Raw genomic sequence first — 25,631 nt, 5'->3', positions numbered from 1 at the left:
AGCGATCGGATACGAGAGGGAAACACTGATCAGTGTTTTCCTTGAGCGGAGCGGGAGAACAGCGATGAATGTGAGACGGTACCGGGCACGCGACATGCGCGATGCGATGCGGCAAGTGCGTGAACAGCAGGGTGAGGATGCCGTGATCCTGTCGAGCCGCCGTGTCGATGGTTGGCTGGAGGTTGTCGCGGCGCTGGAAGATGGCGATGCGGGGGTCTCGGAGCGCGAGCAGCAGGCTGCGGTGAACGCGGTCCATGCCCCGCGTGAGGCGCCGGCATCCGCCTCGCGTCCGAGCCCGGGCTCGGGCTCGGCCTGGCCCGCGGACCCCGAGCTCGCCGCGATGCGCCAGGAGCTGCGGGATCTGCGCAGCCTGCTCACCCGCCAGCACAGCGACAACGAGGCCGCACAGTGGGCGGCGCGGCATCCGCTGGCGGCGGAGTGCAAGGCGCGTCTGATGGACCGTGGGTTCAGCGAGTCACTGGCGCGCAGTCTCGCCGGGAGTATTCTCGACGACAGCACGGTGGAGCAGGCCTGGGAGCGGCTGCGCGCACGCCTTTCCGGGGCGATCGCGACCCGCCATCCGGACATCCTGGATGAAGGTGGCGTGCTGGCCCTGGTGGGGCCTACGGGGGTGGGCAAGACCACTACACTCGCACGCATTGCCTTGCGTCAAATCCGTCGTATGGGTGCGGATTCGGTTACGCTGGTCACACTGGACACCCAGCGCATTGGGGCCACGCGCCAGCTGCAGGCGTTCGCGCAGATGGCGGGCGTGTCATTGCGGGTGCTGCAGAGCCCGCGCGAGTTGCGCGACATGACCGCGCGAGCAGAGGATGGGCATCTGATTCTGGTCGACACCGCCGGGCAGGCACCTTCCGCGGTGGGCGACGAGTCGCTATTTGCCGGCTGGCCGGACCATGTCCGGCGCGAGAGCTGGCTGGTCGTCTCCGCGACCACTCAGGCGGCGGCGCTGCGAAGGGTGCTGGATGCGTTCCGGAAGACGGAGCCATCGGCGCTGGTGCTGACCAAACTCGACGAAGCCGAACAGTTGGGGGAGACGTTGTCGGTATTGCTCGATCAACACCTTGGGCTCACGTTTGTCAGCGATGGACAGCGGATTGCCGAAGACTTCCACCGGGTCGAGACGGGCGATCTGACCCGGCGGGCGCTCGGCGAAGAGCGCGGCCCCGCGCGTCGATCCTCCCGCGATGAACGATGGACCGATGCAAGCCTGGCGGAGTTCTCGAATGCCGGCCGCAATGCGCCGTCGCCGCGCCGTACTCAGGATGCGGGCGTTCTGGAGATGATCCATCCGGTGGGGAAAGGACGCTATGCCACGCACTAATCAGCCGTTGAAGGTCATTGCGGTTGCCTCCGGCAAGGGCGGCGTCGGCAAGACCAATGTGTCGGTCAACCTGTCCGTGGCGCTCGCGCGGCTGGGCCGCGAGGTCATGCTGTTTGATGCCGACCTGGGGCTGGCCAATGCCGATGTGCTGCTCGGACTGCGACCCGAGCGCACCCTGCATGACCTGGTGACCGGACAGGTGAACGACCTCCAGGATGTGCTGATCGAGGGCCCGGAGGGGATCAAGGTCATCCCGTCGGCCTCGGGGATCGCGGCGATGGCGAATCTCACGCAGCTCGAGCACAACGGTTTGATCCAGGCATTCAGCGCCTATTCCAAGCCGCTGGATGTGCTGGTGGTGGATACGGCAGCGGGCCTGCAGGAATCCGTCACGACCTTCTGCCGGGCGGTCCAGGAGACCCTGGTTGTCGTCTGCGACGAGCCGGCGTCCATCACCGATGCCTATGCCTTGATCAAGGTGCTGCATCGCGATCATGGCATGCGGCGTTTCCGGCTGGTCACGAACATGGTCCAGGACCGCGCGGGCGCCGAGCGCTTGTTGCAGAAACTCACCACGGTTTGCGACAACTACCTGCCGGAAGTCATCCTGGATCTCGCCGGTTACATCCCGATGGACGAGCATCTGCGCAAGGCCGTCCAGAAACGGGCACCGGTCGTGCAGCAATATCCGGGCAGCCCGGCGGCCAAGGCCTTTACCGAACTCGCCCGTGCGGTCGACCGCTGGCCGGTGGCCCGTGGTGCCGATGGTGGTGTCGGGTTTTTCGTCGAACGGATGCTGCAGAGCGCATGATGGCGACGCGTAATCGCCTCCACGGATACGAGAACGTGGCCGCAGCCGGCCACGAGCAGCGCGTCGCGGAACATATCGAGCTGGTGCACCGCATCGCGCACCATCTGATGGCTCGCCTCCCTTCCTCGGTCCAGGTCGATGACCTGATCCAGGCCGGCATGATTGGCCTGCTGGAGGCCGCGCGGCAATTCGAGGGCGGGCAGGGCGCGACGTTTGCGACCTACGCCGGGATTCGCATCCGTGGCGCGATGATCGACGAGTTACGCCGCAGTGACTGGACCCCGAGATCGGTGCACCGCAACAGCCGCAAGATCGCCGAGGCGATCCAGACGGTCGAGGCCAGGGAGGGACGTGCGGCGCGCGGGGTCGAGGTGGCCGAGGAACTCGAGGTCCCGATCGACGAGTACTACTCGATGCTGCAGGACCATGCCGGCGCCCATCTGTTCGCGCTGGATGATCTGGGCGGCACCGATGGTGATGCGGACCGGGTGATCGAGGGGCAGGAGGCCTCGCCCTCGCGCACGATCGAGGCCGGGGAGTTTCGCGAGGAGCTGGCCGCCGCGCTCGGCGATTTGCCCGAACGCGAACGTCTGGTGTTGTCGCTTTATTACATCGAGGAGCTCAACCTGCGCGAGATTGGCGCGGTACTCGGGGTGACCGAGTCGCGCGTCAGCCAGATCCGCAGTCAGGCCGTTATCCGACTGCGCGCGCGCCTGGGCTCCTGGCTCGAAGACGGCGAGGCTTTGCAGTTATTCTGAAGGCCAAGCTCTAGTACTCATATGAATCATTTATCCCGGAGTGACCTGTGGACAAGGGAATGAAAATTCTCATCGTGGACGACTTCTCCACGATGCGACGGATCATCAAGAACCTGTTGCGTGATCTTGGCTTCAACAACACCCAAGAGGCCGATGACGGCAGCACGGCATTGCCGATGCTCCAGAACGGCGACTTCGATTTTCTGATTACCGACTGGAACATGCCCAATATGCCGGGCATCGACCTGCTGCGGGCGGTTCGTGCCGACGAGAAGCTGAAGACGATGCCGGTGCTGATGGTGACGGCGGAGGCCAAGCGGGATCAGATCGTCGAGGCGGCCGAGGCGGGCGTGAACGGCTACGTGGTGAAGCCCTTTACTGCGGAAACCCTCAAGGAAAAGATCGACAAAATATTCGAACGCATTGAATCCCAAGGCTAGTTTGGGATTCGGTGTCGAAGTCCCCTAGTCCAGACAAATGGATGGCCGGGGGATCGATCCCGGTCATCACGTTCGGGATGGGGAGCGAGCAAGGGGCTTTGGATGACAGACCAAGAACAATCGATCAGTGAGCAGCAAATCGCTCGCGCGCGGGAGCTCGTGCAGGTTCTGGAGGCAGGGGATGAGGTGGCCGCGCGCGCGTTGATCCAGGATCTGGCGCGCCCCTACGACCGGGAACTCTTCGACGAGCTCGGAAAGCTTACGCGCGACCTGCACGAGGCCTTGCAAAGCTTCCGGGGGGATTCGCGGCTGGTCGAGTTGACCCAGGCCGAGATCCCGGATGCCCGCGAGCGTCTCAATTATGTGGTCACGATGACCGAGAAGGCCGCGCACGAGACCCTGACCGCGATCGAGACGAGTCTCCCCATTGCCGAATCGTTCAGCCAGCAGGCCGGCCAACTGACGGCGAAGTGGACCCGTTTTCGCAATCGGCAACTCTCGGTCGACGAGTTCCGGGAATTCGCTCGTGAGCTGGACGAGTTTTTTGCTCAGGCCAACGACGATACCGAAGAGCTGCGCCGCCTGCTGTCGGAGGTTCTGATGGCGCAGAGCTACCAGGATATTACCGGGCAGGTGATCCGGCGCGTGATTCAGCTCGTGACCGACCTGGAGGAGAACCTGGTCACGCTGATTCGGCTGTCCAGCGGGCGTATGGAGACGGTCGAGGCTGCGGAGAAGACGCTGGATGACGATGCCGAGCGGCGTGAGGGCGATCGGCGTGGACACGGGCCAGCAGTGCCGAAGACTCAAGATTCCGGCCAGGATGTCGTTCAAGGACAGGACGAGGTGGACGATCTGTTGTCCAGCCTGGGCTTCTAGGTAGCCCGCTGATCCCTGAATCGGCGGCTTCCCGGCGCCCACCCCTCAACGGCAAGCCTCACCGGAACGGAGAGACCGAATGGCCATCGACCCCAACGACGAAATCCTTCAGGACTTCCTGATCGAGGCCGGGGAACTGCTCGAAGGACTCAACGAGCAGCTGATCGACCTGGAACAGCATCCCGATGACCGGGATCTGTTGAACGCGGTATTCCGCAGCTTTCACACGATCAAGGGTGGCGCGGGCTTTCTGAGCCTGGATCCGCTGGTGACCGTCTGCCATCACGCAGAGGATGTGTTTAATCTCCTGCGCAATGGGGAACGTCAGGTCGACGGTCACCTGATGGATACCATGCTGCGGGTCCTCGATACGTTGAACGTGATGTTTGGCGACCTCCGCTCCGGGGTCGATCCGACGCCCGCGGAGGCCGATCTCGTCGAAGACCTGCGGCGGATGGCCAAGAATGAAGACGTGGCCGGCAATTCCGAACCCGCCGCAATCGCGACGCCAGACGTGCCCCCCGAACCGGAGCCGGAACCGGCACCCCCCGCCGAGGTGGAAGCCACTGCGAAGGCTGGAGGGGATGAGTCGGGGCTGGTCGGTGCCGATGACGAGATTACCGATGACGAGTTCGAGGCCCTGCTGGATTCGCTGCACGGCGATGGTTCGCCGCAGGCGGCCCAGGACTCCGCTACGCCGTCGACTGAGGACGCCGGGTTGCCCGACACCGATTCGGATGCAGCCGGGCCAGGGGACGACGGCGAGGACCTGATTTCCGACGATGAGTTCGAGAACCTGCTGGACGAGTTGCAGGCACGAGGTCATGGGCCTCCTGCCACTGCAGCGCCGGCACCCGCTGTGACTGAGTCGTCCCCGCATGAAGAGCCGAGCGTGGAGCCCGAAGCCGCTGGCGCGACACAGGAACCGCCGGCTCCCGAAGCCAAGCCACAGGCGTCTTCGCCTGCGGCCGGGGCGGCCGGCGCCCGGCAGGCCCCTCAGGGCGAGGCCTCGGTCCGTGTGAACACCGAACGTCTCGACGAGATTATGAATCTGGTCGGGGAGCTGGTGCTCGTGCGCAACCGCCTGAGCATGTTGCGAACCCAGCACGTGGATGACGAGCTGGGCAAGGCCATTAGTTCGCTGGCGCTGGTCACGTCGGATCTTCAGACGTCGGTGATGAAGACCCGCATGCAACCGGTGAACAAGGTCTTCAATCGCTTCCCGCGCGTGATCCGCGATCTGTCGCGCAGCCTGGGCAAGGAGATCGAGCTGGAGATCTTCGGCGAGGACACCGACCTCGACAAGAACCTGGTCGAGGCCCTGTCCGATCCGCTGGTGCATCTGGTGCGCAACGCCGTGGATCATGGGATCGAGACTCCGGAGGTGCGCGAGAAGGCCGGCAAACCGCGCAAGGGTACGGTGGTGCTCGGCGCGGCGCAGGAAGGCGATCACATCGCCTTGCTGATCAAGGACGATGGGGGTGGCATGGATCCGCAGGCCCTGCGGCGCAAGGTCGTCGAGAAGGGTCTGATGGAACCCGCGATGGCCGAGCGGATGACCGATCGCGAGGCCTTCAACGTCATCTTCATGGCCGGGTTCTCCACCAAGACCGAGATCTCGGATGTGTCCGGTCGCGGGGTGGGGATGGACGTCGTCAAGACGAAGATCTCGCAGCTCAACGGCACCATCGAGATCGATTCCGAGATCGGTGTCGGGACCACGCTGCGGGTGAAGCTGCCGCTGACCCTGGCGATCCTCCCTGCATTGATGGTCATCCTCGACGGGCGGCGATTCGCGATCCCGCTGGCGTCTGTCTCGGAGATCCTGGACCTGGATCTGACCAAGACCCATTACGTGGATGATCAGGAGGTCATTGTCGTAAGAAATCAGGCGCTTCCGGTTCACTATCTCAAGCGGTGGTTGAAGCCGGGGTTCATCCCCGAAGCCAAACCGGAATCGCATGTGGTCGTGGTGCATACCGCGGATCGCAAGGTAGGGCTGGTCGTCGATGATCTGGTGGGGCAGGAAGAGGTGGTCATCAAGCCACTGGGGCAGAACCTGCAGGGCGTGAAGGGCCTGGCAGGCGCGACCATCACGGGTGATGGAGGGATTGCGCTGATCCTGGATGTCGCCGATCTCGTGGGTTTGTTGACGCACAAGATCCCGTCGGCGGGCCGCACCCGGCGGCCTGCGCAAACAATCGAGGGCTAAGGATGCCGGTTAAGGTACTGGTGGTGGATGACTCCGGGTTTTTCCGCCGCCGCATTAGTGAAATTCTGGACGCCGACGCGGGGATCGAGGTCGTCGGCAGCGCGGAGAACGGCGAGGAGGCGATTCGCAAGGTCAAGGAACTGGACCCGGATGTCGTGACCATGGATATCGAGATGCCCGTGATGGACGGCATCACCGCGGTGCGCCGGATCATGGCCGAGAACCCCCGGCCGGTACTGATGTTCTCGAGTCTGACCACCGAGGGGGCCCAGGCGACCCTGGATGCGCTTGAGGCAGGGGCGGTGGACTTTCTGCCGAAGCGCTTCAGCGACATCGCGTCCGATGAGGACAGCGCGCGCATGCTGCTGCGCCGGCGGGTGCGCAGCCTTTCGCGCAGCCGGGCCCGTTCGGTCAGCCAGCCAGGGAGCGTGCGACCAGCGGTCGAGGCCCGCCCTTCTGCGCGTCGTGAAGAGTCCGACCGCAAGGCGGCCGAGGTACAGCGACAGGCCCCGCCGGTCAGTCGGCCCGCCGTGCCGCTGCGGCAGGTCCGCGCGGTGCTGATCGGGACGTCCACCGGGGGGCCGGTGGCCTTGCAGGAAGTGCTCAAGGCCCTGCCGGCGAACTTCCCACAGCCGATCTTGCTGATTCAGCACATGCCTGCGAGCTTTACGCCGGCCTTCGCGGAGCGCCTGGACGCCATGTGCCAAATTCGGGTCAAGCAGGCACAGGATGGCGATGTCATGCGCCCTGGGGTGGCCCTGTTGGCCCCCGGCGGTCTGCAAACCACGCTGGAGCGCGGCAGCCAGACAACGGTGCGCGTGACCGAGAGCCCGTTGGGCACGATCTACAAGCCCAGCGTGGATGCCGCGTTCAGCTCGGCGGTCGAGGCCTTGCGCGGGCAGGTGCTCGCCGTGGTGCTAACCGGGATGGGCGCAGATGGCCGCGAAGGTGCGCGGGCTTTGAAGACCGCCGGGGCGCAGGTCTGGGCACAGGACGCGGCCACCTCGGTGGTGTATGGGATGCCGGCTGCAGTCGCAGAGGCCGGGCTCGTGGATCAGGTGTATCCGTTGCCGGATGTGGGTCCGGCACTGGTCAAGGGGTTCTGCTAGATGGATATCCTGAGCCTCATCGGGATCACCCTGGGGCTCGTCGCGGTGCTCGGGGGGAGTATCGCGAAGGGGAGTGGTCTGGGCGCACTCTGGAACGCGGCCGCGTTTGTGATCGTGGTCCTGGGGACGCTGGGGGCAACCCTCGTGCAGGCGCGCATGGCGGTGTTTCTTCACGGGATGCGCATTCTGCCCTGGGCGTTCAAGCCGCCGCGGATCGACAACGAGGCGATGCTGGCTCGCATCGTGGAGTGGTCCAACGTGGCACGCAAGGAAGGGCTGCTGGGTCTGGAGACGCTGGCCGACGAGGAGACCGACGAATTCGCGCGCAAGGGGCTGCAGTTGCTGGTGGATGGCTCCGAGCCGCAGACCATCCGCCAGATCCTCGAGGCGGATCTGGACAACCGCGAGCATTTTGATACCCAGGGGGCCAAGGTATTCGAGAGCATGGGGGTGTACGCCCCGACGCTTGGCATTGTCGGCGCGGTGATGGGTCTGATGGCGGTCATGCAGAACCTGGCTGACCCCAGCAAGCTGGGAGCGGGGATTGCCGCGGCCTTTGTCGCCACGATCTACGGGATTGCGTCGGCGAATCTGTTGTTCCTGCCGGTGGCGAACAAGCTGAAATCAATCATCCAGAAACGCTCGCAGCACCAGTTGATGCTGATGGAGGGGCTGATCTCCATCGCCGAGGGCGAAAACCCCCGCAACATTGAAAGCAAGCTTAGCGGCTTCATCCACGAGTGAGGTCGCGATGGCCCGGCGCAAACGCCCAGAAGAAGCGGAGAATCACGAGGCCTGGGCCATCCCCTATGGCGACCTGGTCACGCTGCTGCTGGCGTTTTTCGTGGTGATGTACGCGATCTCCTCGGTGGATGACGGCAAGTATCGTGTGCTGTCGGAGTCGCTGGTGGACGCCTTCCGGGCACCGGCGCAGACCGATCCGATCCAGGTGGGAGAACCGACGGTGTCGCGTGAGCAGTCCCTGGACGAGATGCGCGCGCTGGTTCCGATTGATGTGCAGCCCGGCATCGTTGACGACGGTGTAGCACCCATCGACATGGCCTTATCCGGGCTACTGGACGATGCGGGTACGGATGACGAGCTGCAGGAGTTCCTGGAGGCACTGGCCGAGGTCGCCGACGAGCTGGAAATGGCGATGGCCCCCTTGATCGAGGAGGGTGATCTCCGGGTAAGCCGCGAGGCGTACTGGCTGGAAATCGAGATCACCAGTCGGCTGTTGTTCGGGAGCGGTTCGGCTACGTTGAATCCCGAGGCCCGGGCCCTGCTGGACGAGGTCGGGGCGATCCTCGCGCCGCGGGTGTCGCGGGTGCACGTGGAGGGCCATACGGACAATGTCCCGATCCAGACGGCGGTCTATCCTTCCAACTGGGAGCTTTCTTCGGGGCGTGCCGCGGCCGTGGTGAGCGTGTTTGAAGACGCGGGCATCGAGCCGAAGAATCTGGTGGCCCTGGGATATGGTGAGCATCGTCCGGTCGCGAGCAATGATACCGAGCAAGGACGGGCGGAAAACCGGCGGGTGGCCATCGTGGTCCTGCCCGGCGCGCGCCCGCGCGAAGACGGGGCGCAGGAACCCGAGCAATTGCGCGAAGACCTTCCGCTCGCGCCGGGTGCACCAACGATGGATGGGGACGAGGGGGATACCGAGTGAAGATCTGGGCGGTGGCCAACCAGAAGGGCGGGGTGGGCAAGACCACGACCACAGTCACCCTGAGTGGCCTGTTGTCGGGTCCGGAACAGCGCGTCCTGATGGTCGACGTCGACCCCCATGGCTCGCTGACGGCCTATTTCGGCCACGACCCGGAGACCGCCACCCGCGGTGTGTACGAGCTGTTCAGCCAGTGCGCAGAGGGGAAGCGTCCTGATCCGCGGGGGTTGATCCGCGAGACCCGGTTCCCGGGGCTGGACCTGCTGACGGCCAGTACGGCACTGGCCACACTCGACCGTCAGCTTGGTACGCGCAGCGGGATGGGCCTGGTGCTGCGCCAGGCGCTGGAGCAGGTCGCCGACCAGTACGACTACGTGCTGATGGACTGCCCGCCCATGCTGGGCGTGTTGATGGTCAATGCCCTGGCGGCCTGTGACGAGCTGCTGGTCCCGGTGCAGACCGAGTTCCTTGCCCTCAAGGGCCTGGAACGCATGATCAATACCCTGAAAATGGTCCAGAAGTCGCGCAAGGCCGAGTTGCAGTACCGGATCATTCCCACCCTGTTCGATCGACGCACGCGTGCCGCGCACGAGGCGTTGGCCGAGCTGCGCCGCCTTTATGGCGATGAGGTCTGGCCCGGCGTGATCCCGGTCGATACGAAGTTTCGCGATGCGTCGAGCGCAGGCCAGCCGCTGTGCTTCATGATTCCGGACGCCCGGGGCGTACTGGCGTACTCGGACTTGCTGGAGGCGATTGGCGGGCAGCTTTCGCAGCCTCATGCCCGGACCCGGAGGCAGAAGGGATGAACCGTTCGCGTGATGACAACCTGGCACTCAAGGCCGAACCTGAAGCCCTGCATGACTATTTTGGCAGCCTGCTGGACGAACCGGCGCCGATCGCCCCGGCGCACCTGCTGCGCCCGGATATCCTCGAACCGAGACCGGCGCCCGCTGAACCGGAGCCGTTAGACGAACCAGAGGTCCCCGTGGTGGCCGAAGCGGTCGCGCCCCCCGTGCCTCCGCGCACGATTGTCGAGAGTGACGAGTATCCGCGTCCGTCCGAGCGATTCTCCGCCCTGGTGCTGGAGGCCGGGAATCTGACCCTGCTGGCGCCGCTGGCCTCGCTCGGCGGCGTTGCGCCGCTTGGGGATCTGGATGTGCGCCCCACGCCCAACCACTCCGTCTGGTATCTGGGTCTGGCGGATACCAAACAGGGGCGAGTGCAGTTGATTGATCTCGCGGCCGTGGTGACCCCCGAGGATCGGGAATATGAGCCGGAGACAGCCCGCCATGTCGTGTTCCTGGCCGGTTCGCGCTTCGCGTTGGCCTGCCGCTCGATTCAGGGGACCCGCGTGATCGACCCTCAGAATCTGCGCTGGCGCAGTCACCGCAAGCGCCTGCCCTGGCTGGCCGGGGTGGAGCGGGAACAGATGGCCACCCTGCTGGACCTGGAGGCCCTCGACCGGACCCTGGACCAGGGCAGCTGGGAAATGGGCGGTACTCCGGACTCAAGCCGGGACGAGCGCGGCCGATAACGTATTCAGGAACCGAACACCGGGCCCGCAACAGGGTCCGCGAGCGACGAGGACGACATGAGCAGCGCACAAGACGTAGAAGCGATGGCCAAGGCCGATACGGCCCCGTATGTGACGTTCAGTCTCGCGGAGGAGACCTACGCGATTGACGTCCTGCAGGTGCAGGAGGTGCTGAAGGTCACCGAGATCGCGCCTGTTCCCGGTGTGCCGGACTATATCCTTGGCATTATCAACCTGCGGGGCAACGTCGTGACCGTGATCGACGCGCGCCGCCGTATGGGCCTGGAGGACCGCGAGCCGGACGAGGCCTCGCGCATCGTGATCATCGATGTCGACAACCAGAATGTCGGCATCCTGGTGGACTCGGTCTCGGAGGTCGTGCGGATCTCGCTGGATTCGGTCGAGCCCGCGCCGGAAGTCGGAAATGACGACAGTTCGCGGTTCATCCAGGGGGTGACGAGCACGGAGCAGGGGCTCACGATCCTGGTCGACCTGAACAAGCTCCTGTCTGACGAGGAATGGGCCCAGTTGCGGGAGCTGTAGAAACCGCGGGGCATTCGGCGAACTGGAACCGCCGCGTATTGGAGAGGATCAAACCTGAGAGTGGCTCCGAAACGCGGCATGCGGAGGGGAGGTGGGGCGATGGTGGATGAACTGCAGCCGGATCGTACGGTTCGCCCCGTGCAGCCGCCGACCACGAACTCCACGGTTCGCCCGGTCCATACGACCGTGCCCGGGCGGACGCTCAGTGATGACCACGACCGGGACCCCGTGCTGCGTCCGGCCGTAAAGCCTGCGCAACAGCGTTCCCCGCGCGACCGACGCCAGCGCCCCCGTAAGGGCTTGATCGACGATTACGCCTGACGGACCCCTCCAGTCGGCCCCGGGTGGTGTATCAGTGCATTTCACGCGACAATCGAGTCTGAGTCGCTGGGAGTATTGGGTCGATGGGGGAAGGCATTCTGGTTTGGATTGTCGCGGCAATCGCCCTGGTGGCGACCGTCGTTGCAGTGCTGTCCGTCTCGCTTGTGTTAACCCTGCGGCGCCAGCTCGCGACGTTGCGCCAGGACTACCAGCGTCAGGCGACCTCGGTGATGGCGCTGCAGGGTGCGATGAAGGTCATCTCCCAGGGGGTGGTCAACCACAGCCAGGCGCAATCCGCGGTGCAGCGCGCACTGGAGCGCCTCAACGACCAGCAAAGCGAGCTGCGGGCCCGTGACGCCGATGATGGCGCCTATCAGCAGGCGATCGAGCTTATTCGGCAGGGCCGTGAGCGCGAAGAAGTCCGCCGGATGTGCGGCCTGACCACCACCGAGCTGGACCTCCTGTACAGTCTGCACGCCCCCGGCTCTGCGGGTCGTCGTTAGTCCCTGCTACTGCTTGTGTCTTCACTCGCCCGATGTTGAATCGTCGCGGCGGTATCCCTGTTCGCGGTCCTCGGGTGTGATGCCCGCAAGCACAAATACATACGCAAGGACCTCGGCCACCGCGACATAAAGACTCTCCGGGACCTCTTCGCCCAGCGGTACCTGTGCGAGCGCCTCGGTCAGGCCCGGGTCCTGGTGCAGGGGAATCCCGTGTTCCTCGGCGATTCGCAGGATCTGCTCGGCGGTGACACCACTGCCGCTCGCGGTGATCCGCGGCGCTCGTTGCCGATCCCATTCCAGTGCCACCGCTTGCTGCCGGCGGGGGCCGCGGGGGGCGACGTACGGCTCGTCGTGATCGTGAGGGGGGCGTCGCTTGCTCATCTCAAGCCTTCAGGCGCGCTCGTCCAGCAGCCCGTCACGCAAGGTAAGGCTCGCCGGATCCTGTGGCTCCACCTGACCTTCTCGCACCGAGAGCGATCCGACGGTCAAGTCCCGCCCGGCCAGGCGCTGATGGAGTTCCGGCGTGCCGGCGCGCAGGCGTTGGGCGGTTTCCGGGCGTTCTGCGGTGAAATGAACGGATACCCGGTCATCGCGCAGCGCAAGGGCGACACGGGTAGGGCCGAGGGCCTGCAAATCGAGATCCAGCACAAGAGTCCATCCCTCGGCGCGTTCGGGGGGGCGGCCAGCCTCGTGCTGTAACTGGCCGGCCAGCGAGTGAAGCCCTTGCGGGCTGCGAAAGGGTAGCTCGAAGAACCAGCGGGGGTGCGACTCGTCGTCTCCCTGCGTGCTGGGCTGCAGTGAATGCAGTTGCAGCGTGGTAATGCGCTTCAGCATCCCTTCGATGAGCCCGGCCAGCGCCCCCGTGGGAGGCAGGCCCGCCGTGGTGGGCGCGGGTGGGGCCGGCGTCGCAGCCGCGGGGGTTGGCAGAGGGGAACGGGTCTCGGCCGATTGGCGCAGGTGTTCGGCGACGCGCAGCAGCTGGGCCTTGAGATCCTGAGCGGCCGTGGCAGAGGTATTGGTTCGACCCCCCTGAGCGAGCATGGCCTCCAGCCACAGGCCGGACTGCTGGATATGGCGATTCAGGCTATCGGGGCTGGTCAGGCGAACGGCAGGAGGTGTCAGTTCGATCAGGCGGTTCATCGCCGGCAGCAGTCGGGCTTCGCTCGCTGTGGGTGGCGCGCCGGCTGCTATGGCCGTGGCCAGCGTGTTCTGAATCGTTTGCATGCCACCGGCCAGGCCTCGCGCCCCCGGTATCTGGTGGCGCAACTCGCGCAACAGCCACTGCGTGGCGTCGTGCTGGCCGACCGACGGATTCGATGGTGAAGTCGGCGCCGGGGGCGAGGGCGAACCGGTCGCCAGGGTGGTGCCAGAGGGCAGGGGTAGCAGCCTCACCTCCAGGCGCGGCTCTGTGCGGGTCACCTCGGCGAGGGCGATGCGTGGACCGGACTGGTTGCCGCGTAGCAGGGCGTTGGGTAGTGGAGTCGCCAGCTGGGCATTGAAGATGGGCGCGCGGGTGTCCACGCTTTGCGCGCCGGACGACGTCAGCGGGCGCAGTTGAACTCCCCGTTCGGCCAGTTGCCCGACGATCTGGACCTGTAGCCGGGTGCCGGTCTCAAGCGTCGGCATCGCGCTCGCTCGCGGGGCTACCCGATCAAGGCCGCCTGCGGGCAATCCGGTTGGGCGAGGGCCGGTAAAGTCGGGCATCGGTGCTCCGAGTCGCTTGGGAAGCGGCTGCCCGCACAGCAGGCATGCCAACAGCATCGCACACCGTGTCCGCCGCGCCTACGGGCGGGCATCGGAGCGGGGCTTTGCTATGCTGTGTGTTCATTTCGCGAACACAAAAGAAGGCATGCAAAAGATTCGAGTGCTGATGGTTTGTCTGGGCAATATCTGCCGCTCGCCCATGGCTCACGGTGTCTTCCAGGCACGCGTGCGCGCCCATGGTCTGGAGTCCGCCATCGAGGTGGATTCGGCGGGTACGGCGGGTTATCACGTTGGGGCACGGCCGGACCCGCGCGCCCGCGAGGAGGCGAGCCGCCGGGGCTACGATCTCGAGCAGTTGCGGGCGCGGCAGCTGGAGGCGGACGACTTCGAGACGTTCGACTACATCCTGACGATGGACGAGGCGAACTATCGCAATGCCCAGCAGATCCAGCCGAATGGCGCCCGCGCGCGGTTGCACCGTTTCCTGGAGTTCGCCCAGGACCATCCCGAGCGCGAAGTACCGGACCCGTACTATGGCGGGCCGGATGGCTTCGTTCATGTGATGGATCTCGTCGAGGCCGCCAGCGACGGCCTGCTGGACCACATCTGCCGGGAACACGCGCTGGAGCGCGTCTCCTGAAGACCCCGGTCAGGCGGCCGGGGCGTTCTCCCACCGGCCGATAACGCGATAAACGTTATCGGCCGGTTTCCAGCTCAATCGCGCGGCTTGTCGTCCGGGCTGCTCGAAGACTCAGCCGCCGGTTCCGGCTTGCTGGCCGGCTTGTCGGTCGGGGGTGCCGAGGCCGGCTCCGACCGGGCAGAACCGCTGGCCTCGGCGGGTGCGGCCTTCTCGGGCGCGGGCTTGGCATCGCTTTTCTTGCCACGAGACGGCTTCGATGCGGAGCTGTCATCCGTTTTGGCGGCTTCGGAAGGGCGATTCTCGGTGTGCGATCCAGAATCACCCTTGTCCTTCGCGTCATCCGTTTTGGACGATTGAGCGCTTCCCTTTGCCCGACGTGTGCCGGAGGCAGCCTTGGGCGCCTCTTCCGACCCTTTTTCCGCCTTGCCAGGCTCGCGGGTTGGCTTCTCCTGGGCCTGAGGCTTGTCGCTTACCGCACCTTTGTCTTCAGGCGCCTTTTCGCTTTTGCCACCGGTTTCCTGGCCGGAGTCCTTCTCGGCTGATTTTTCCCTAGCGGCCGGTTTGGACTCGCCGCTGGGTGGCTGGCTGTCGCCCTTGCCCGAGTCCTGCACGGCTGGCTTCTTGGTGGTCTCGCTGTCCTGGGGCGAGGAGGCGGACTTGTCACCTTCCTTCGAAGTACCGGCATCCTGGTTCTCGGCGTTTTCATTACCCGAGCTGTCGTCACCGCTTCCGGAGCGGCCGCGGCCGCCACGACGGCGCCCGCCCCGGCGCGAGCGGCGCGAACGGGCACGGCCCTTGCCGCTATCGTCGTCGGAAGTGGACGGGCCGTTCCCGGAAGGCGATGCCGGTTCCTCGGATGTTGCGGCTGCCTCGCCCCCTTCCGCCTTCGGTTTGGCGGCCTTGGGTTCGGTTTCGCGAGCCTTGGTGCCGGCGCCACCACTGGCGCTACCACGCCGTCGCGATCGGCCGCCTTTGCCGCCGTCTTCACTACCGGCGCTGCTGGCGTCCTGACGGGGCTCGCCTTTGCCGTTACCTGACGGCTTCGCTGCATCACGCTTGTCACCGCCGTCGTCTCGTGCGCCACGGCGCCGGTTGGAGCCGCCCCCACGGTTGCTTCCATTACCGCGGCTGGCTCGCTGCTGCCCGCCTTTGCCGCGCTTGCGCCCCTCGTCTTTCTCTTGCTCTTCTGCTTCAGGCTCCGGGGTCCGGGCCGCATTGGGGAACAGGGAGGACCAGATGCGGGTAAAGAACCCGGGTTGCTGCACCGGCTCGCTGGGCGTTTGAGGGGCGGGCGACTCGGCCATCGGGGCCGGGGCCTTGACCTTCACACCCTGGACCAGGGGCTTCTCCACTTTGCCGCGGCGTTCGCCGTGCGGGTCGACATCCTCTTCGACGGACTCCACGAGTTCGTGCGATCCGCGGCCACTGACGACCTCTTCGCGTTCGTCGCCGCGCACGCGCTGGACCTCGAACTTCGGTGTCAGGTACTGCGGGTTCGGGACGATACTGATATCGACCCGATGGCGTGCCTCGATCTCGTTGATCGATGAACGTTTTTCGTTCAGCAGGAAGGTGCCGACATCGACCGGGACCTGCGCCAGGACGAGGCCGGTGCGGTCTTTCATCGCCTCTTCTTCGATCAGGCGCAGGATCGACAGGGCTAGCGACTCGACGCTGCGCACCTGGCCATGCCCCTGGCAGCGGGGGCAGGTGATCTGGCTGGACTCGCCGAGCGACGAACGCAGGCGCTGGCGCGACATCTCCAGCAGCCCAAAGCGACTGATGCGGCCCACCTGGACCCGCGCGCGATCGAGCTCGAGCGCTTCGCGGAGACGGTTTTCCACTTCTCGCTGATGCTTGTTGGCGCTCATGTCGATGAAATCGATCACGATCAGGCCGCCCAGATCTCGCACGCGCAGCTGGCGCGCCACCTCTTCAGCGGCTTCCAGATTGGTGTGGAAGGCGGTCTCCTCGATATCGCCACCCTTGGTGGAGCGGGCGGAGTTCACGTCGATGGAGATCAGGGCCTCGGTATGGTCGATGACCAGGGCGCCGCCGGAGGGGAGCTGCACGTCGCGATCGAAGGCGCTCTCGATCTGACTTTCGATCTGATAGCGGTTGAACAGCGGGACGGGGTCGTCGTACTTCTTCAGCTTGCGCTGGCTGTTCGGCATCACCAGTCGGACGAAGTCCTCCGCCTGCTGATAGACGGCTTCGTCGTCGATGATCACCTCGCCGACGTCATTGCGCATGTGATCGCGCAGGGCGCGGATGATCACGTTGCTTTCCTGGTGGATCAGCGCCGGGGCGTTGGCCTTTTCCGCCGCCTCGGTCACGGCCGACCAAAGGGCCGTCATGTAGTCGAGGTCCCATTGCAGTTCTTCGGTGCTGCGGCCTACGCCGGCGGTGCGGGCGATCACGCCCATGCCATCGGGCATGGTCAGGCCGGACAGGGCCTCGCGCAGTTCCGCGCGATCTTCGCCCTCAATGCGTCGCGAGACGCCACCGGCCTTGGGATTGTTCGGCATCAGGACCAGGTAGCGCCCGGCCAGGCTGATATAGGTGGTCAGCGCGGCACCCTTGTTGCCTCGTTCTTCCTTCTCCACCTGGACGAGAAGCTGGGTCCCTTCCTTTAGCAGCTCGCGGATGGGCTTGTCGCTGTCGGCCGGCGCGCCAACCGCGGAGGGGGCGATCTCCTTGAACGGGAGAAAGCCGTGGCGCTCGGCGCCGAAATTAACAAACGCGGCTTCGAGGCTTGGCTCGACGCGGGTGATCTTGGCCTTGTAGATGTTGGCCTTCTTGCGCTCGCGCGAGGGCAGTTCGATATCGAGGTCGTACAGCCGCTGGCCGTCGACCATGGCCACGCGCAGCTCTTCGGGCTGCGTGGCATTGATCAGGATGCGTTTCATGCAATGGACTCGGTCGGTCGTCCTGTACGTCGGTCACAAGCCCGGGGCCGTGTGGTGCGGAACGGAGGCGGCACGTCGACGTTTCGAGACGCATGCCCGCCATGGCGGCGCGAAGAGGAATCCAACGCGCCAGCCAGGTGTTCACCAATAGCCACGGGACCAGCCGTCCGCGGGATGCGGGGCCGGGGAGACAGGACTGGGTTAGAAGAAATAGTGTCACAGGTTCGCTTTTGGGCGATGGCCGTCTGGTCGCATGTAGTCGCACTGTGCAGGACCAGATCGGCGGGTAATTCGAGGCGCCCGGGCGCAATATCCGCCAGCAGGTACCGTGCGCCAATGTAGGGCATAACCCCCCGATTGGGCAAGTTTTTTCGTCGCGGAAATGCCAGGGTACATGGTTAGGATGGCGCGCCTGAGGTAGGATCGCGCCCGATGAAAGCACGTCCCCGTCAGCCGCAATCTCCCTCTGGGCCTCGTACGCTCTCGGTCACCGAGCGCGGGGATGGCCAGCGCCTGGATAACTTCCTCCTGCGCGAGCTCAAGGGAGTTCCCAAAAGTCTGATCTACCGCCTGGTGCGCAAGGGGGCGATCCGGGTCGATGGGCGCCGTGCCAAGGTGACCCAGCGGCTGAGTGTCGGCTCGGAGGTGCGCGTGCCGGACCTGGACCGGCCCGAGGCCGTCGAGCGGGACATCCCCCCGGGGGTCCTGGACCGACTGCGCCGCTCCATCTTGCATGAAGACGACCAGGTCCTGGTCCTCGACAAGCCCTCGGGCCTTGCGGTGCATGGCGGCAGCGGCCTGGCCTTCGGGATCATCGAGGCGATGCGCCAGCTGCGTCCCGGTTGCGAGCTGGAGCTGGGGCATCGGCTGGATCGCGAGACCAGCGGCTGCCTGCTGCTGGCCAAGACTCGCGCGGGATTGCAGGACTTCCACGCGGCGCTGCGCGAGGGGCGTGTGGAGAAGCGCTATCTGGCGCTGCTGGTGGGGGCGTTCCCCAACGATCAGCCCATTGTGTGCGACGAACCGATTGCCTCCAGTCGGGGTCAGGACGGGAAACGCCGCATGCGTGCGGGGGAGGATGCCGACCCCGAGAGTGCCCGCTCGGCGATCAGCCAGTTCGTGCCGCTGGAACGTTTTGGATCCTTTCAGTTGGCCGAGGTACGGATCGGTACCGGACGGACCCACCAAATCCGCGTACATGGCCAGGCGATTGGCCATCCCGTTGGCGGCGATCACGACTACGGATTGCCCGATGCAAACCGGGTACTGCGCGGGGCAGGCCTGAAACGCCTGTTTCTGCACGCCCAGGCCCTGCAGTACGAGGATTCGGCCAGCGAGTCGCATGTGTACTCCGCGCCGCTGCCGGACGAGCTGCAGTCGATCCTCGATGCGCTCGCAAGCCCCGAAGCGTCCGGATGAGCACACTGCTGCCACCGGAGGGGGATGCCTTGCGCCTGGTCGTATTCGACTGGGACGGGACGCTGATGGATTCGCCACGCCGGATTGTTCACTGCCTGCAGCGGGCCTGTGCGGCCCTGGGGCGCGAGACGCCCGCGGAAAGCGAGCTGCGCGATATTATTGGCCTGGGCGTGGAGGCCGCGGTAGAGAGACTGTTCCCGGGCGCCGACTCTGCGTTCGTGGGGGCGTTCGCCACCACCTATCGCCAGTGCTATCTGGGCGCCACCGATGCGCCAGAGACGCCCCTGTTCGCGCATGTCGAGCCCTTGCTCGACTGGCTTGACGAACGCGGCGTGCTGCTGGGCGTTGCGACCGGCAAGTCGCGGGCGGGGCTGGACCAGGCCCTGGAAGCCGCCGGCCTCATGGGACGTTTTGTCGCGACGGCCTGCGGGGACGAGCATCCGTCGAAACCCAGTCCGGTGATGCTGGAACATGTGATGGCGCGCTGCGGGGTGGAACGTTCCCGGGCACGGATGGTCGGTGATAGCGTTTATGATCTGCAGATGGCTCGCGCAGCCGGCGTCCCGTCGCTGGCCGTGACACATGGGGTCCACGATCACCGCCGGCTGAGCGCTGAGCGCCCGCTGGCCGTGGCCCGCGACCTGAAGGAACTGCTGGATCTCCTGCGGCAGTCGGAGCCGCTTCCCGAGGACTGAGGACAAACGATGGGTTGGTCGAACGAGAACAAGCCGGGCTGGGAGCGCGAGACGCTGGAGCGTCTGGTCCAGGCCCAGGTGGTGGAACAGCGGCGTGCCCGGCGCTGGGGAATCTTCTTCAAGCTGCTGCTGTTCATCTATCTGTTCGCCCTGCTGGTTCTGGTGCGGGGCGGCGATATGGGCTTGACCGCCTGGTTCGAGGACGACCGCGAGCCCGAAGAGCACGTGGCCGTTGTCGAGGTCGACGGACTGATCGCGTCGAGTGCTCGGGCCAACGCGGAAGAGCTCAACAAGACCCTGAAACGGGCGTTCGAGGCGGATGGCACTCGCGCCGTGATGCTGCGCATCAACAGTGGGGGCGGGAGTCCGGTGCAGGCCGCCGCGATCCATGACGAGATCCTGCGGCTGAAGGACGAGCACGAGGACATCCCGGTCTATGCGGTCGTCACCGATATCGGGGCCTCGGCCGCCTACTACATCGCCGTGGCGGCCGACGAGATTTACGCCAGCCAGGCCAGCATGGTCGGTTCGATCGGGGTGCGCCTGGACAGCTTTGGCGTGGTGGATCTGCTGGAGAACATTGGTGTCGAACGGCGGCTGTTCACCTCCGGGGAGAACAAGGCCCTGCTGGATCCGTTTCTGCCGCTCGACGAGGGTCACGTGAGCCATATCCATGACCTGATGGACGGGCTGCACCAGCAGTTCGTCGATGTGGTCCGCCAGGGGCGGGGAGATCGTCTGGCCGAAAACGAGGAGCTGTTCGACGGCCTGATCTGGACCGGTCAACGCGCGGTGGATCTGGGCCTTATCGATGGTCTGGGGACGGATCAGTCGGTCGCACGCGACGTGATTGGTGTCGAGAAAATGGTGACCTTCAAGCCGCGCCGCAGCGCCCTGCAGCTTCTGTTCGAGGACCTGGGCATGTCGGCGCTGCAGAGCTGGCTGGCGATGGAGACCAAGCCCAACTGGCGCTGAGCCGGCAAAACAGGCGGGGTGACGCCTGTTTCCGTCCGGACTAGCTGTCCAGCCGCGTCACGCGGGCGATGATCCCGACGACCGGGTGGTCCAGGTAGAAGAGCTGGCTGCCGGAGTTCATGCGCTGGTGGCCGCGCACGGCCACCCCGAGCGGTTCGGCCCCGTCACGGTCGATGTGATAGATGAGGTCGGTCTCCAGGTGGAGGAAACGCCCGACCCATACCCGTAGCCGGCCCTCCAGTTCGTAGCGGTCTTCGTCCACTACGATCGGCTGCGCTGCGGTGGTGGAATCGCCAAACACAGCCTGACGCGCCCCAAGACGGCGGCCCTGCTGCACCTTGAGCCAGGGGGTGGCGCTATGATCGCGGCCCAGCTGATCCCAGGCCAGACGCGCGATCACACGCCCGGTGCCGGAGTCTTCGACCCGACTGGCCGCCCGTTGCAACTCGAAGCCGCGCCGAGAATCCTGATAGATGCGCCCACCCAGTTCGGATCCTGCCAGGTTGGGTTCGCGCACGGAGGCGATCTCCTCCTGCAGGCGCCGGCTCTCCGCGGTCGTGTGCTCGAAGATGACCAGCTCGATGCGGTAGCGGCGGCCGACCTGGGCGGTGGCCGTTGTCCCAAGCCCGAGTAGTGGCAGGAGGGCGAGGCTGCTGACGAGCCTGCGGCGGTTCGGGTCGGGGCGATTGGTGTTGGCGGGCATTCAGGCGGCCTGTTGTTTCGGGCTGATGGTATGGATCAGACGCTGGACGGCCTGAGAGCGAGCCTCCAGAGTCTCCATTTCGGCATAAAAGCGGAAAGCCTTCTGGCCATCCAGTTTGTAGGCATTCGGGTCGGATTGCACCAGTTCGATCAGGGCGGCGATATCGATTTCGGGATTGGGTCCAAAAACGAAGCGTCCGCCGGCCGGGCCCAGTTCCAGTTTGCGGATCCCCAGCGGCGTCAGCTTGAGCCGCAGGCGGGCCGCCTCGAACAGGGCCTTCGCCGGATCGGGCAGCAGGCCGAAACGATCCACCAGTTCCACCTCCAGTTCGCGCAGTGCATCGCTGTTCTCGGCGCTGCTGACGCGCTTGTAGAGGATCAGGCGTGTGTGCACATCCGGCACGTAGGCATCCGGGAGCAGGGCGGGCAGCCCCAGCTCGACCTCCGTTCCGGGGGTCTCCGGGGTCTCCAGTTCGGGCATCTTGCCGGAGCGCAGGGCGTTGACCGCGCGGTTGAGCAGGTCGTTGTACATCGAGAAGCCGACTTCCTGGATCTGGCCGCTTTGCTCGTCACCCAGCAACTCGCCAGCGCCCCGGATCTCGAGGTCGTGGCTGGCGAGCGTGAAGCCCACGCCGAGATCCTCCAGCGAGGCGATCGCCTCCAGGCGCTTGCGCGCGTCGGCCGACATGGCTTTTTCCGGCGGCGTGACCAGGTAGGCGTAGGCCCGGTGGTGGGAGCGCCCGACGCGGCCGCGCAGCTGGTGCATCTGGGCGAGGCCCAGCTTGTCCGCGCGATTCATCACGATCGTATTTGCGGTGGGTACATCGATGCCGGTCTCGATGATGGTGGAGCAGACCAGGATGTTGTAGCGCCGATGGTAGAAGTCGAGCATCACCTGTTCGAGTTCGCGTTCGCGCATCTGGCCGTGGGCGATACCGATGCGGGCGCCCGGCAGCAGCGCACGAATCTGTTCCGCCATGCGTTCGATGGTGTTGACCTCGTTGTGCACGAAGTACACCTGGCCACCGCGGCGAATCTCGCGCAGGCAGGCCTCCTGGATGATCGCGTCGTTCCACTCGTTGACGAAGGTCTTGATTGCCAGGCGTTCGCGCGGCGGGGTGGTGATCACCGAGAGGTCGCGCAGCCCGGACAGGGCCATGTTCAGCGTGCGCGGGATCGGGGTTGCGGTCATGGTCAGCATGTCGACCTCGGCGCGCAGTCTCTTCAGCGCCTCCTTGTGGCGCACGCCAAAGCGTTGTTCCTCGTCCACGATCACGAGCCCGAGGTTGGAGAAGTCCAGGTTCGACTGCAGCAGCTTGTGCGTGCCGATCACGATATCGACCTTGCCTTCCTTCAGCCCTTCCAGCACGGCGGCCTGCTGCTTGGCACTGCGAAAGCGCGACAGGGACTCGATGCGGACGGGCCAGTCGGCGAAGCGGTCGCTGAAGTTCTGATGGTGCTGCTGGGCGAGCAGGGTGGTCGGGACCAGCACGGCCACCTGGCGATTGTTCTGCACGGCGACGAATGCGGCGCGCATCGCGACCTCGGTCTTGCCGAAGCCGACATCGCCGCAGATCACGCGGTCCATCGGCCGCGTGTCAGCCATGTCGGTCAGTACCGCGTCGATTGCCTGGAGCTGATCGGCGGTTTCCTCGAACGGGAAGGCAGCCGCAAAGGCGTGATACTCGGGGGTCTCGGTCGCAAACGCCGTCCCCTGCTTGGCGGCGCGCCGAGCGTGGACCTCCAGCAGCTCGGCGGCGACATCGCGCGCCTTCTCGGCGGCCTTGCGGCGGGCGCGGTTCCACTGCTCGCTGCCCAGGCGGTGGAGTGGGGCGTGTTCTGCATCGGCTCCGGTATAGCGGCTGATCAGGTGCAGCGAGGAGACCGGGACATAGAGCTTGGCGCCATCGGCGTACTCCAGTGTCAGGAACTCTGACGGCTGGCCACTGAAATCCAGCGTCTGGAGGCCCAGGTAGCGGCCCACGCCCTGTTCTTCGTGGACGACCGGGGCCCCGACTGTCAGGTCGCTGAGGTTCTGGATGACGGCATCGGCATCGCGGGTGGGGCGGTTGCGCCGGCGGGATTGCCGCGCGCGTTCGCCGAGGATGGCGGACTCCGGCACGAGCACGATCCCGTCCGGCAGTCGGAACCCTTCGCTCAGCGCACCGACTGTCACGCTGAGGCCGGGCTCGCCCCCCAGGAAGGCCTCCCAGTCATCGACGGCGTGGTGCGGCACATCCTGTTCGCGCAGCAGTGTGAGCAGGGCCTCGCGCCGGCCGGCGGACTCGGCGGTGAGCAGGACCCGCTCCTGTTCCCCGACAAAGCGCTTCAGGCGTTCGGCGGGGGAATCCTTGCCGTGTTCCATTCCCAGTTCGGGGAGGGCGTCGCAGGTGAAGGGCACGGTCCTGCCTCGGTCTGCCGGTAGCGGCTGCGGCGGCTCGCCGCCCAGGGCAATACCGGCGCGGGCGCGCAGCGCCTCGTTCAGGGCCGACTCGTCGAGATAGAGGCGCTCCGGTGGCAGCAGGGGGCGTTCCACCTGGTGGCTCAGTTGCTCGAAGCGGTCGGCGATCTCGCGGGCATACTCCTGCGCGGCGTCGGCGATATTGCCGGCCTGCACGACGCGAGCCTGAGGGGCGTAGTCGAATACGCTGTCCATGCCCTCGAAGAACAGGGGCAGGTAGGCTTCGATGCCCGGGGGAACCAGGCCTTCGCTGATGTCCCGGTAGATCGGGTGGCGACTGGGATCGCCACTGAACTGCTCGCGGTAGCGGGTGCGGAACGCGCGGATGGAATCCTCGTTCAGCGGAAACTCGTGGCTGGGCAGGATCTCGACGCGCTCGACCTTTTCCGTGGAGCGCTGGGTCTCCGGGTCGAAATGGCGCAGGGAATCGATCTCGTCGTCGAGAAACTCGATGCGCACCGGCTCCTCGGCGCCCATCGGGAACAGATCCAGGATCTCCCCGCGTGCCGCAAACTCGCCGTGGCTGATGACCTGGTTGACCGCGCTGTAGCCGGCCTCCGTCAGCCGTTCCCGCAACTGCATGCGGTCCAGGCGCTGGGCATTGCGCAGGGAGAGGCCCTGGGTGGTCAGCCAGTCGCGCGGGGGCAGGCGCTGCATCAGCGTGGAGACCGGGATCAGGATGATCCCGCGCTCCAGCGAGGGGAGGTGATACAGCGTGCGCAGCCGCTCGGAGATGATGTCCTCGTGCGGCGAGAAGACATCGAACGGCAGGGTCTCCCAGTCGGGCAGGCGCATGACCGGCAGGTCGAGCCCGGCACCAAAGAAGTCCCACTCCTCCTGCCAGCGGTCAGCGGCCTCGTTCGACTCGACGACGACCAGCAGCGGCCATTCGGCCGATGCGGCGGCGCGGGCGAGTGCCAGGGGAGCGGCCGAGGCATTGAGCCCCGACCAGATCTCGAAGCCGTCGCCGGGAAAGCGACCGGGTTGTAGCGGGTTGCGCGGCTGTTCGGACATGCAGTGTCGACGATCCGGGAAACGGGCCGGCATTATACGGATTCGATCCCGGTCGCGGCGGGAACCCCGTCGGGAAGATGCTGAATTGGTCAGTCCGCGCGGTCGATGTAGCGCTTGAGAATCGGGCTGTAGGCGTCGATGCGACGGTCGCGCAGGAAGGGCCACATGCGGCGAACCGCCTCGGTGCGGCCCAGGTCCAGGGTGGCGCGGAGGATCTCGGGCTGATCCTCGCCCGCCTTCGCCAGGAACTCGCCCTGCGGGCCCGCAACGAAGCTGGTGCCCCAGAACTGCGCCCCGGGGCTGCTTTCAGACGGATCAGCTTCGTGCCCGGTCCGGTTGCAGGCAAGGACCGGCAGGTTGTTCGCGACCGCATGGCCACGCTGGACGGTGATCCAGGCCTCGCGCTGGCGCGTCTGCTCTTCCGCCTCGTCGCGCGGGTCCCAGCCTATGGCGGTCGGGTAGATCAGGCACTGGGCCCCGGACAGGGCCATGATGCGCGCGGCCTCCGGATACCACTGGTCCCAGCAGACCAGCACGCCCAGCCGCCCTACCGAGGTGTCGATCGGGACGAAGCCGGTGTCACCGGGGGTGAAGTAGTACTTCTCGTAATAGCCGGGGTCGTCCGGGATATGCATCTTGCGGTACAGACCCGCCGGGCGGCCATCGGCCTCGAAGACGATTGCGGTGTTGTGGTAAACGCCGGCTGCGCGCCGCTCGAACAGCGAGGTCACGAGCACTACGCTGTTGTCGCGGGCGATCTGTCCCAGGCGCGTGGTGGACGGGCCGGGGATGGGCTCGGCGCGGTCGAAGACCTCCGGGTCTTCGGTCTGGCAGAAGTAGGGGCCGGTGTGCAGCTCGGCCAGCACGACCAGGCGAGCCCCGCCCGCCGCGGCATCGGCTACGGCCTGGGCGGTCGCGTCCAGGTTGGCCTCGACGCTCCCGGCATCGCGGTGCTGGATCAGGGCCACGGGAAGGGTATCGGTCGTCATCA

General features: G+C 65.8%; 24 protein-coding genes. 18 read left to right on the top strand and 6 right to left on the bottom strand.

All coding sequences use genetic code 11. The features are described 5' to 3' along the window. Window positions 1-94: 94 nt before the first annotated feature. The 14 genes from flhF to G015_RS0111085 all read left to right on the top strand — a co-directional run bounded on the left by flhF (window position 95) and on the right by G015_RS0111085 (window position 12,121). Window positions 95-1,345, top strand: coding sequence for a flagellar biosynthesis protein FlhF (gene flhF, locus G015_RS0111150; RefSeq protein WP_028490924.1), 1,251 nt, complete (start codon window positions 95-97; stop codon window positions 1,343-1,345). Next, on the top strand, window positions 1,332-2,156 hold the full coding sequence (locus G015_RS0111145) for a MinD/ParA family protein (protein ID WP_038050195.1): 825 nt from the start codon (window positions 1,332-1,334) through the stop codon (window positions 2,154-2,156). The genes flhF and G015_RS0111145 overlap by 14 nt, the downstream gene beginning before the upstream one ends. Further along, window positions 2,153-2,914 carry an RNA polymerase sigma factor FliA gene (locus G015_RS0111140; RefSeq protein ID WP_018139236.1) on the top strand — a complete coding sequence of 254 codons (762 nt, stop codon included), beginning with the start codon at window positions 2,153-2,155 and terminating at the stop codon, window positions 2,912-2,914. The genes G015_RS0111145 and G015_RS0111140 overlap by 4 nt, the downstream gene beginning before the upstream one ends. A 59-nt stretch (window positions 2,915-2,973) precedes the next feature. Next, a complete protein-coding gene (gene cheY / locus G015_RS0111135) occupies window positions 2,974-3,354 on the top strand; it encodes a chemotaxis response regulator CheY (RefSeq protein ID WP_018139237.1) in 381 nt (126 codons plus the stop codon). Between the two features lie 102 nt (window positions 3,355-3,456). Next, window positions 3,457-4,233 carry a protein phosphatase CheZ gene (locus tag G015_RS0111130; protein WP_018139238.1) on the top strand — a complete coding sequence of 259 codons (777 nt, stop codon included), beginning with the start codon at window positions 3,457-3,459 and terminating at the stop codon, window positions 4,231-4,233. 79 nt (window positions 4,234-4,312) lie between these two features. Then, entirely contained in the window at window positions 4,313-6,445 is a 2,133-nt protein-coding gene (locus G015_RS0111125) for a chemotaxis protein CheA (RefSeq protein ID WP_018993941.1), read from the top strand. Window positions 6,446-6,447: 2 nt separating this feature from the next. After that, window positions 6,448-7,554: a chemotaxis response regulator protein-glutamate methylesterase gene (locus G015_RS0111120; protein ID WP_018139240.1), complete on the top strand. Its 1,107-nt coding sequence runs from the start codon at window positions 6,448-6,450 to the stop codon at window positions 7,552-7,554. Further along, window positions 7,555-8,298: a flagellar motor protein gene (locus G015_RS0111115; protein WP_018139241.1), complete on the top strand. Its 744-nt coding sequence runs from the start codon at window positions 7,555-7,557 to the stop codon at window positions 8,296-8,298. 7 nt (window positions 8,299-8,305) lie between these two features. Continuing rightward, window positions 8,306-9,223 (top strand): flagellar motor protein MotD, encoded by a 918-nt coding sequence (gene motD, locus G015_RS0111110; protein ID WP_018174317.1) that lies wholly within the window; start codon window positions 8,306-8,308, stop codon window positions 9,221-9,223. Continuing rightward, window positions 9,220-10,026: a ParA family protein gene (locus G015_RS0111105; protein WP_018993940.1), complete on the top strand. Its 807-nt coding sequence runs from the start codon at window positions 9,220-9,222 to the stop codon at window positions 10,024-10,026. Before motD ends, G015_RS0111105 begins: the two co-directional genes overlap by 4 nt. Then, window positions 10,023-10,754 carry a chemotaxis protein CheW gene (locus tag G015_RS0111100; protein ID WP_018174319.1) on the top strand — a complete coding sequence of 244 codons (732 nt, stop codon included), beginning with the start codon at window positions 10,023-10,025 and terminating at the stop codon, window positions 10,752-10,754. The genes G015_RS0111105 and G015_RS0111100 overlap by 4 nt, the downstream gene beginning before the upstream one ends. Window positions 10,755-10,838: 84 nt before the next feature. Next, window positions 10,839-11,297 carry a chemotaxis protein CheW gene (locus G015_RS0111095; protein ID WP_018139245.1) on the top strand — a complete coding sequence of 153 codons (459 nt, stop codon included), beginning with the start codon at window positions 10,839-10,841 and terminating at the stop codon, window positions 11,295-11,297. 99 nt (window positions 11,298-11,396) lie between these two features. Next, a complete protein-coding gene (locus G015_RS0111090) occupies window positions 11,397-11,618 on the top strand; it encodes a hypothetical protein (protein ID WP_018174320.1) in 222 nt (73 codons plus the stop codon). A gap of 83 nt (window positions 11,619-11,701) precedes the next feature. Beyond that, on the top strand, window positions 11,702-12,121 hold the full coding sequence (locus tag G015_RS0111085) for a DUF2802 domain-containing protein (protein ID WP_018139246.1): 420 nt from the start codon (window positions 11,702-11,704) through the stop codon (window positions 12,119-12,121). Between the two features lie 21 nt (window positions 12,122-12,142). Here the strand turns inward: G015_RS0111085 and G015_RS0111080 are convergent, their stop codons facing one another. Both G015_RS0111080 and G015_RS0111075 read right to left on the bottom strand, forming a co-directional pair. Then, a complete protein-coding gene (locus G015_RS0111080) occupies window positions 12,143-12,502 on the bottom strand; it encodes an EscU/YscU/HrcU family type III secretion system export apparatus switch protein (RefSeq protein WP_018993938.1) in 360 nt (119 codons plus the stop codon). 9 nt (window positions 12,503-12,511) lie between these two features. Next, window positions 12,512-13,747 (bottom strand): flagellar hook-length control protein FliK, encoded by a 1,236-nt coding sequence (locus G015_RS0111075; protein WP_018993937.1) that lies wholly within the window; start codon window positions 13,745-13,747, stop codon window positions 12,512-12,514. A gap of 223 nt (window positions 13,748-13,970) precedes the next feature. On the opposite strand from G015_RS0111075, the gene G015_RS0111070 reads away from it, so the two are divergent. Beyond that, window positions 13,971-14,465, top strand: a complete 495-nt coding sequence (locus G015_RS0111070; RefSeq protein ID WP_018993936.1) for a low molecular weight protein-tyrosine-phosphatase — start codon at window positions 13,971-13,973, stop codon at window positions 14,463-14,465. A 74-nt stretch (window positions 14,466-14,539) separates the two neighbouring features. Here the strand turns inward: G015_RS0111070 and G015_RS0111065 are convergent, their stop codons facing one another. Further along, window positions 14,540-17,374: an Rne/Rng family ribonuclease gene (locus tag G015_RS0111065; RefSeq protein ID WP_018993935.1), complete on the bottom strand. Its 2,835-nt coding sequence runs from the start codon at window positions 17,372-17,374 to the stop codon at window positions 14,540-14,542. A gap of 432 nt (window positions 17,375-17,806) precedes the next feature. Between G015_RS0111065 and G015_RS0111060 the strand changes: the two genes are divergently transcribed. From G015_RS0111060 to G015_RS0111050, 3 genes are read left to right on the top strand one after another with little or no spacing between them, the layout of a single operon-like run. After that, window positions 17,807-18,793, top strand: a complete 987-nt coding sequence (locus tag G015_RS0111060; protein WP_020146712.1) for an RluA family pseudouridine synthase — start codon at window positions 17,807-17,809, stop codon at window positions 18,791-18,793. Beyond that, the gene (locus G015_RS0111055) at window positions 18,790-19,488 is read left to right on the top strand and encodes an HAD family hydrolase (protein WP_012982591.1); all 699 of its coding nucleotides are present in this window, start codon (window positions 18,790-18,792) and stop codon (window positions 19,486-19,488) included. The genes G015_RS0111060 and G015_RS0111055 overlap by 4 nt, the downstream gene beginning before the upstream one ends. Window positions 19,489-19,497: 9 nt before the next feature. After that, window positions 19,498-20,463, top strand: coding sequence for a S49 family peptidase (locus tag G015_RS0111050; RefSeq protein WP_012982592.1), 966 nt, complete (start codon window positions 19,498-19,500; stop codon window positions 20,461-20,463). A 40-nt stretch (window positions 20,464-20,503) separates the two neighbouring features. On the opposite strand, the gene G015_RS0111045 is transcribed toward G015_RS0111050, so the two are convergent. From G015_RS0111045 to G015_RS0111035, 3 genes are all read right to left on the bottom strand, one after another. Beyond that, on the bottom strand, window positions 20,504-21,166 hold the full coding sequence (locus G015_RS0111045; RefSeq protein WP_012982593.1) for a CsiV family protein: 663 nt from the start codon (window positions 21,164-21,166) through the stop codon (window positions 20,504-20,506). Next, the gene (mfd, locus tag G015_RS0111040; RefSeq protein ID WP_020146711.1) at window positions 21,167-24,640 is read right to left on the bottom strand and encodes a transcription-repair coupling factor; all 3,474 of its coding nucleotides are present in this window, start codon (window positions 24,638-24,640) and stop codon (window positions 21,167-21,169) included. Window positions 24,641-24,729: 89 nt separating this feature from the next. Further along, complete coding sequence (locus G015_RS0111035; protein ID WP_020146710.1) at window positions 24,730-25,629, bottom strand: carbon-nitrogen hydrolase; 900 nt, start codon at window positions 25,627-25,629, stop codon at window positions 24,730-24,732. Between the last annotated feature and the right edge of the window lie 2 nt (window positions 25,630-25,631).

Source organism: Thioalkalivibrio sp. ALJ15 (assembly GCF_000383695.1).
Classification (GTDB): Bacteria; Pseudomonadota; Gammaproteobacteria; order Ectothiorhodospirales; family Ectothiorhodospiraceae; genus Thioalkalivibrio.
Note: the sequence above shows the minus strand (reverse complement) of the source record. Positions and strands in the feature narration are given on the sequence as shown.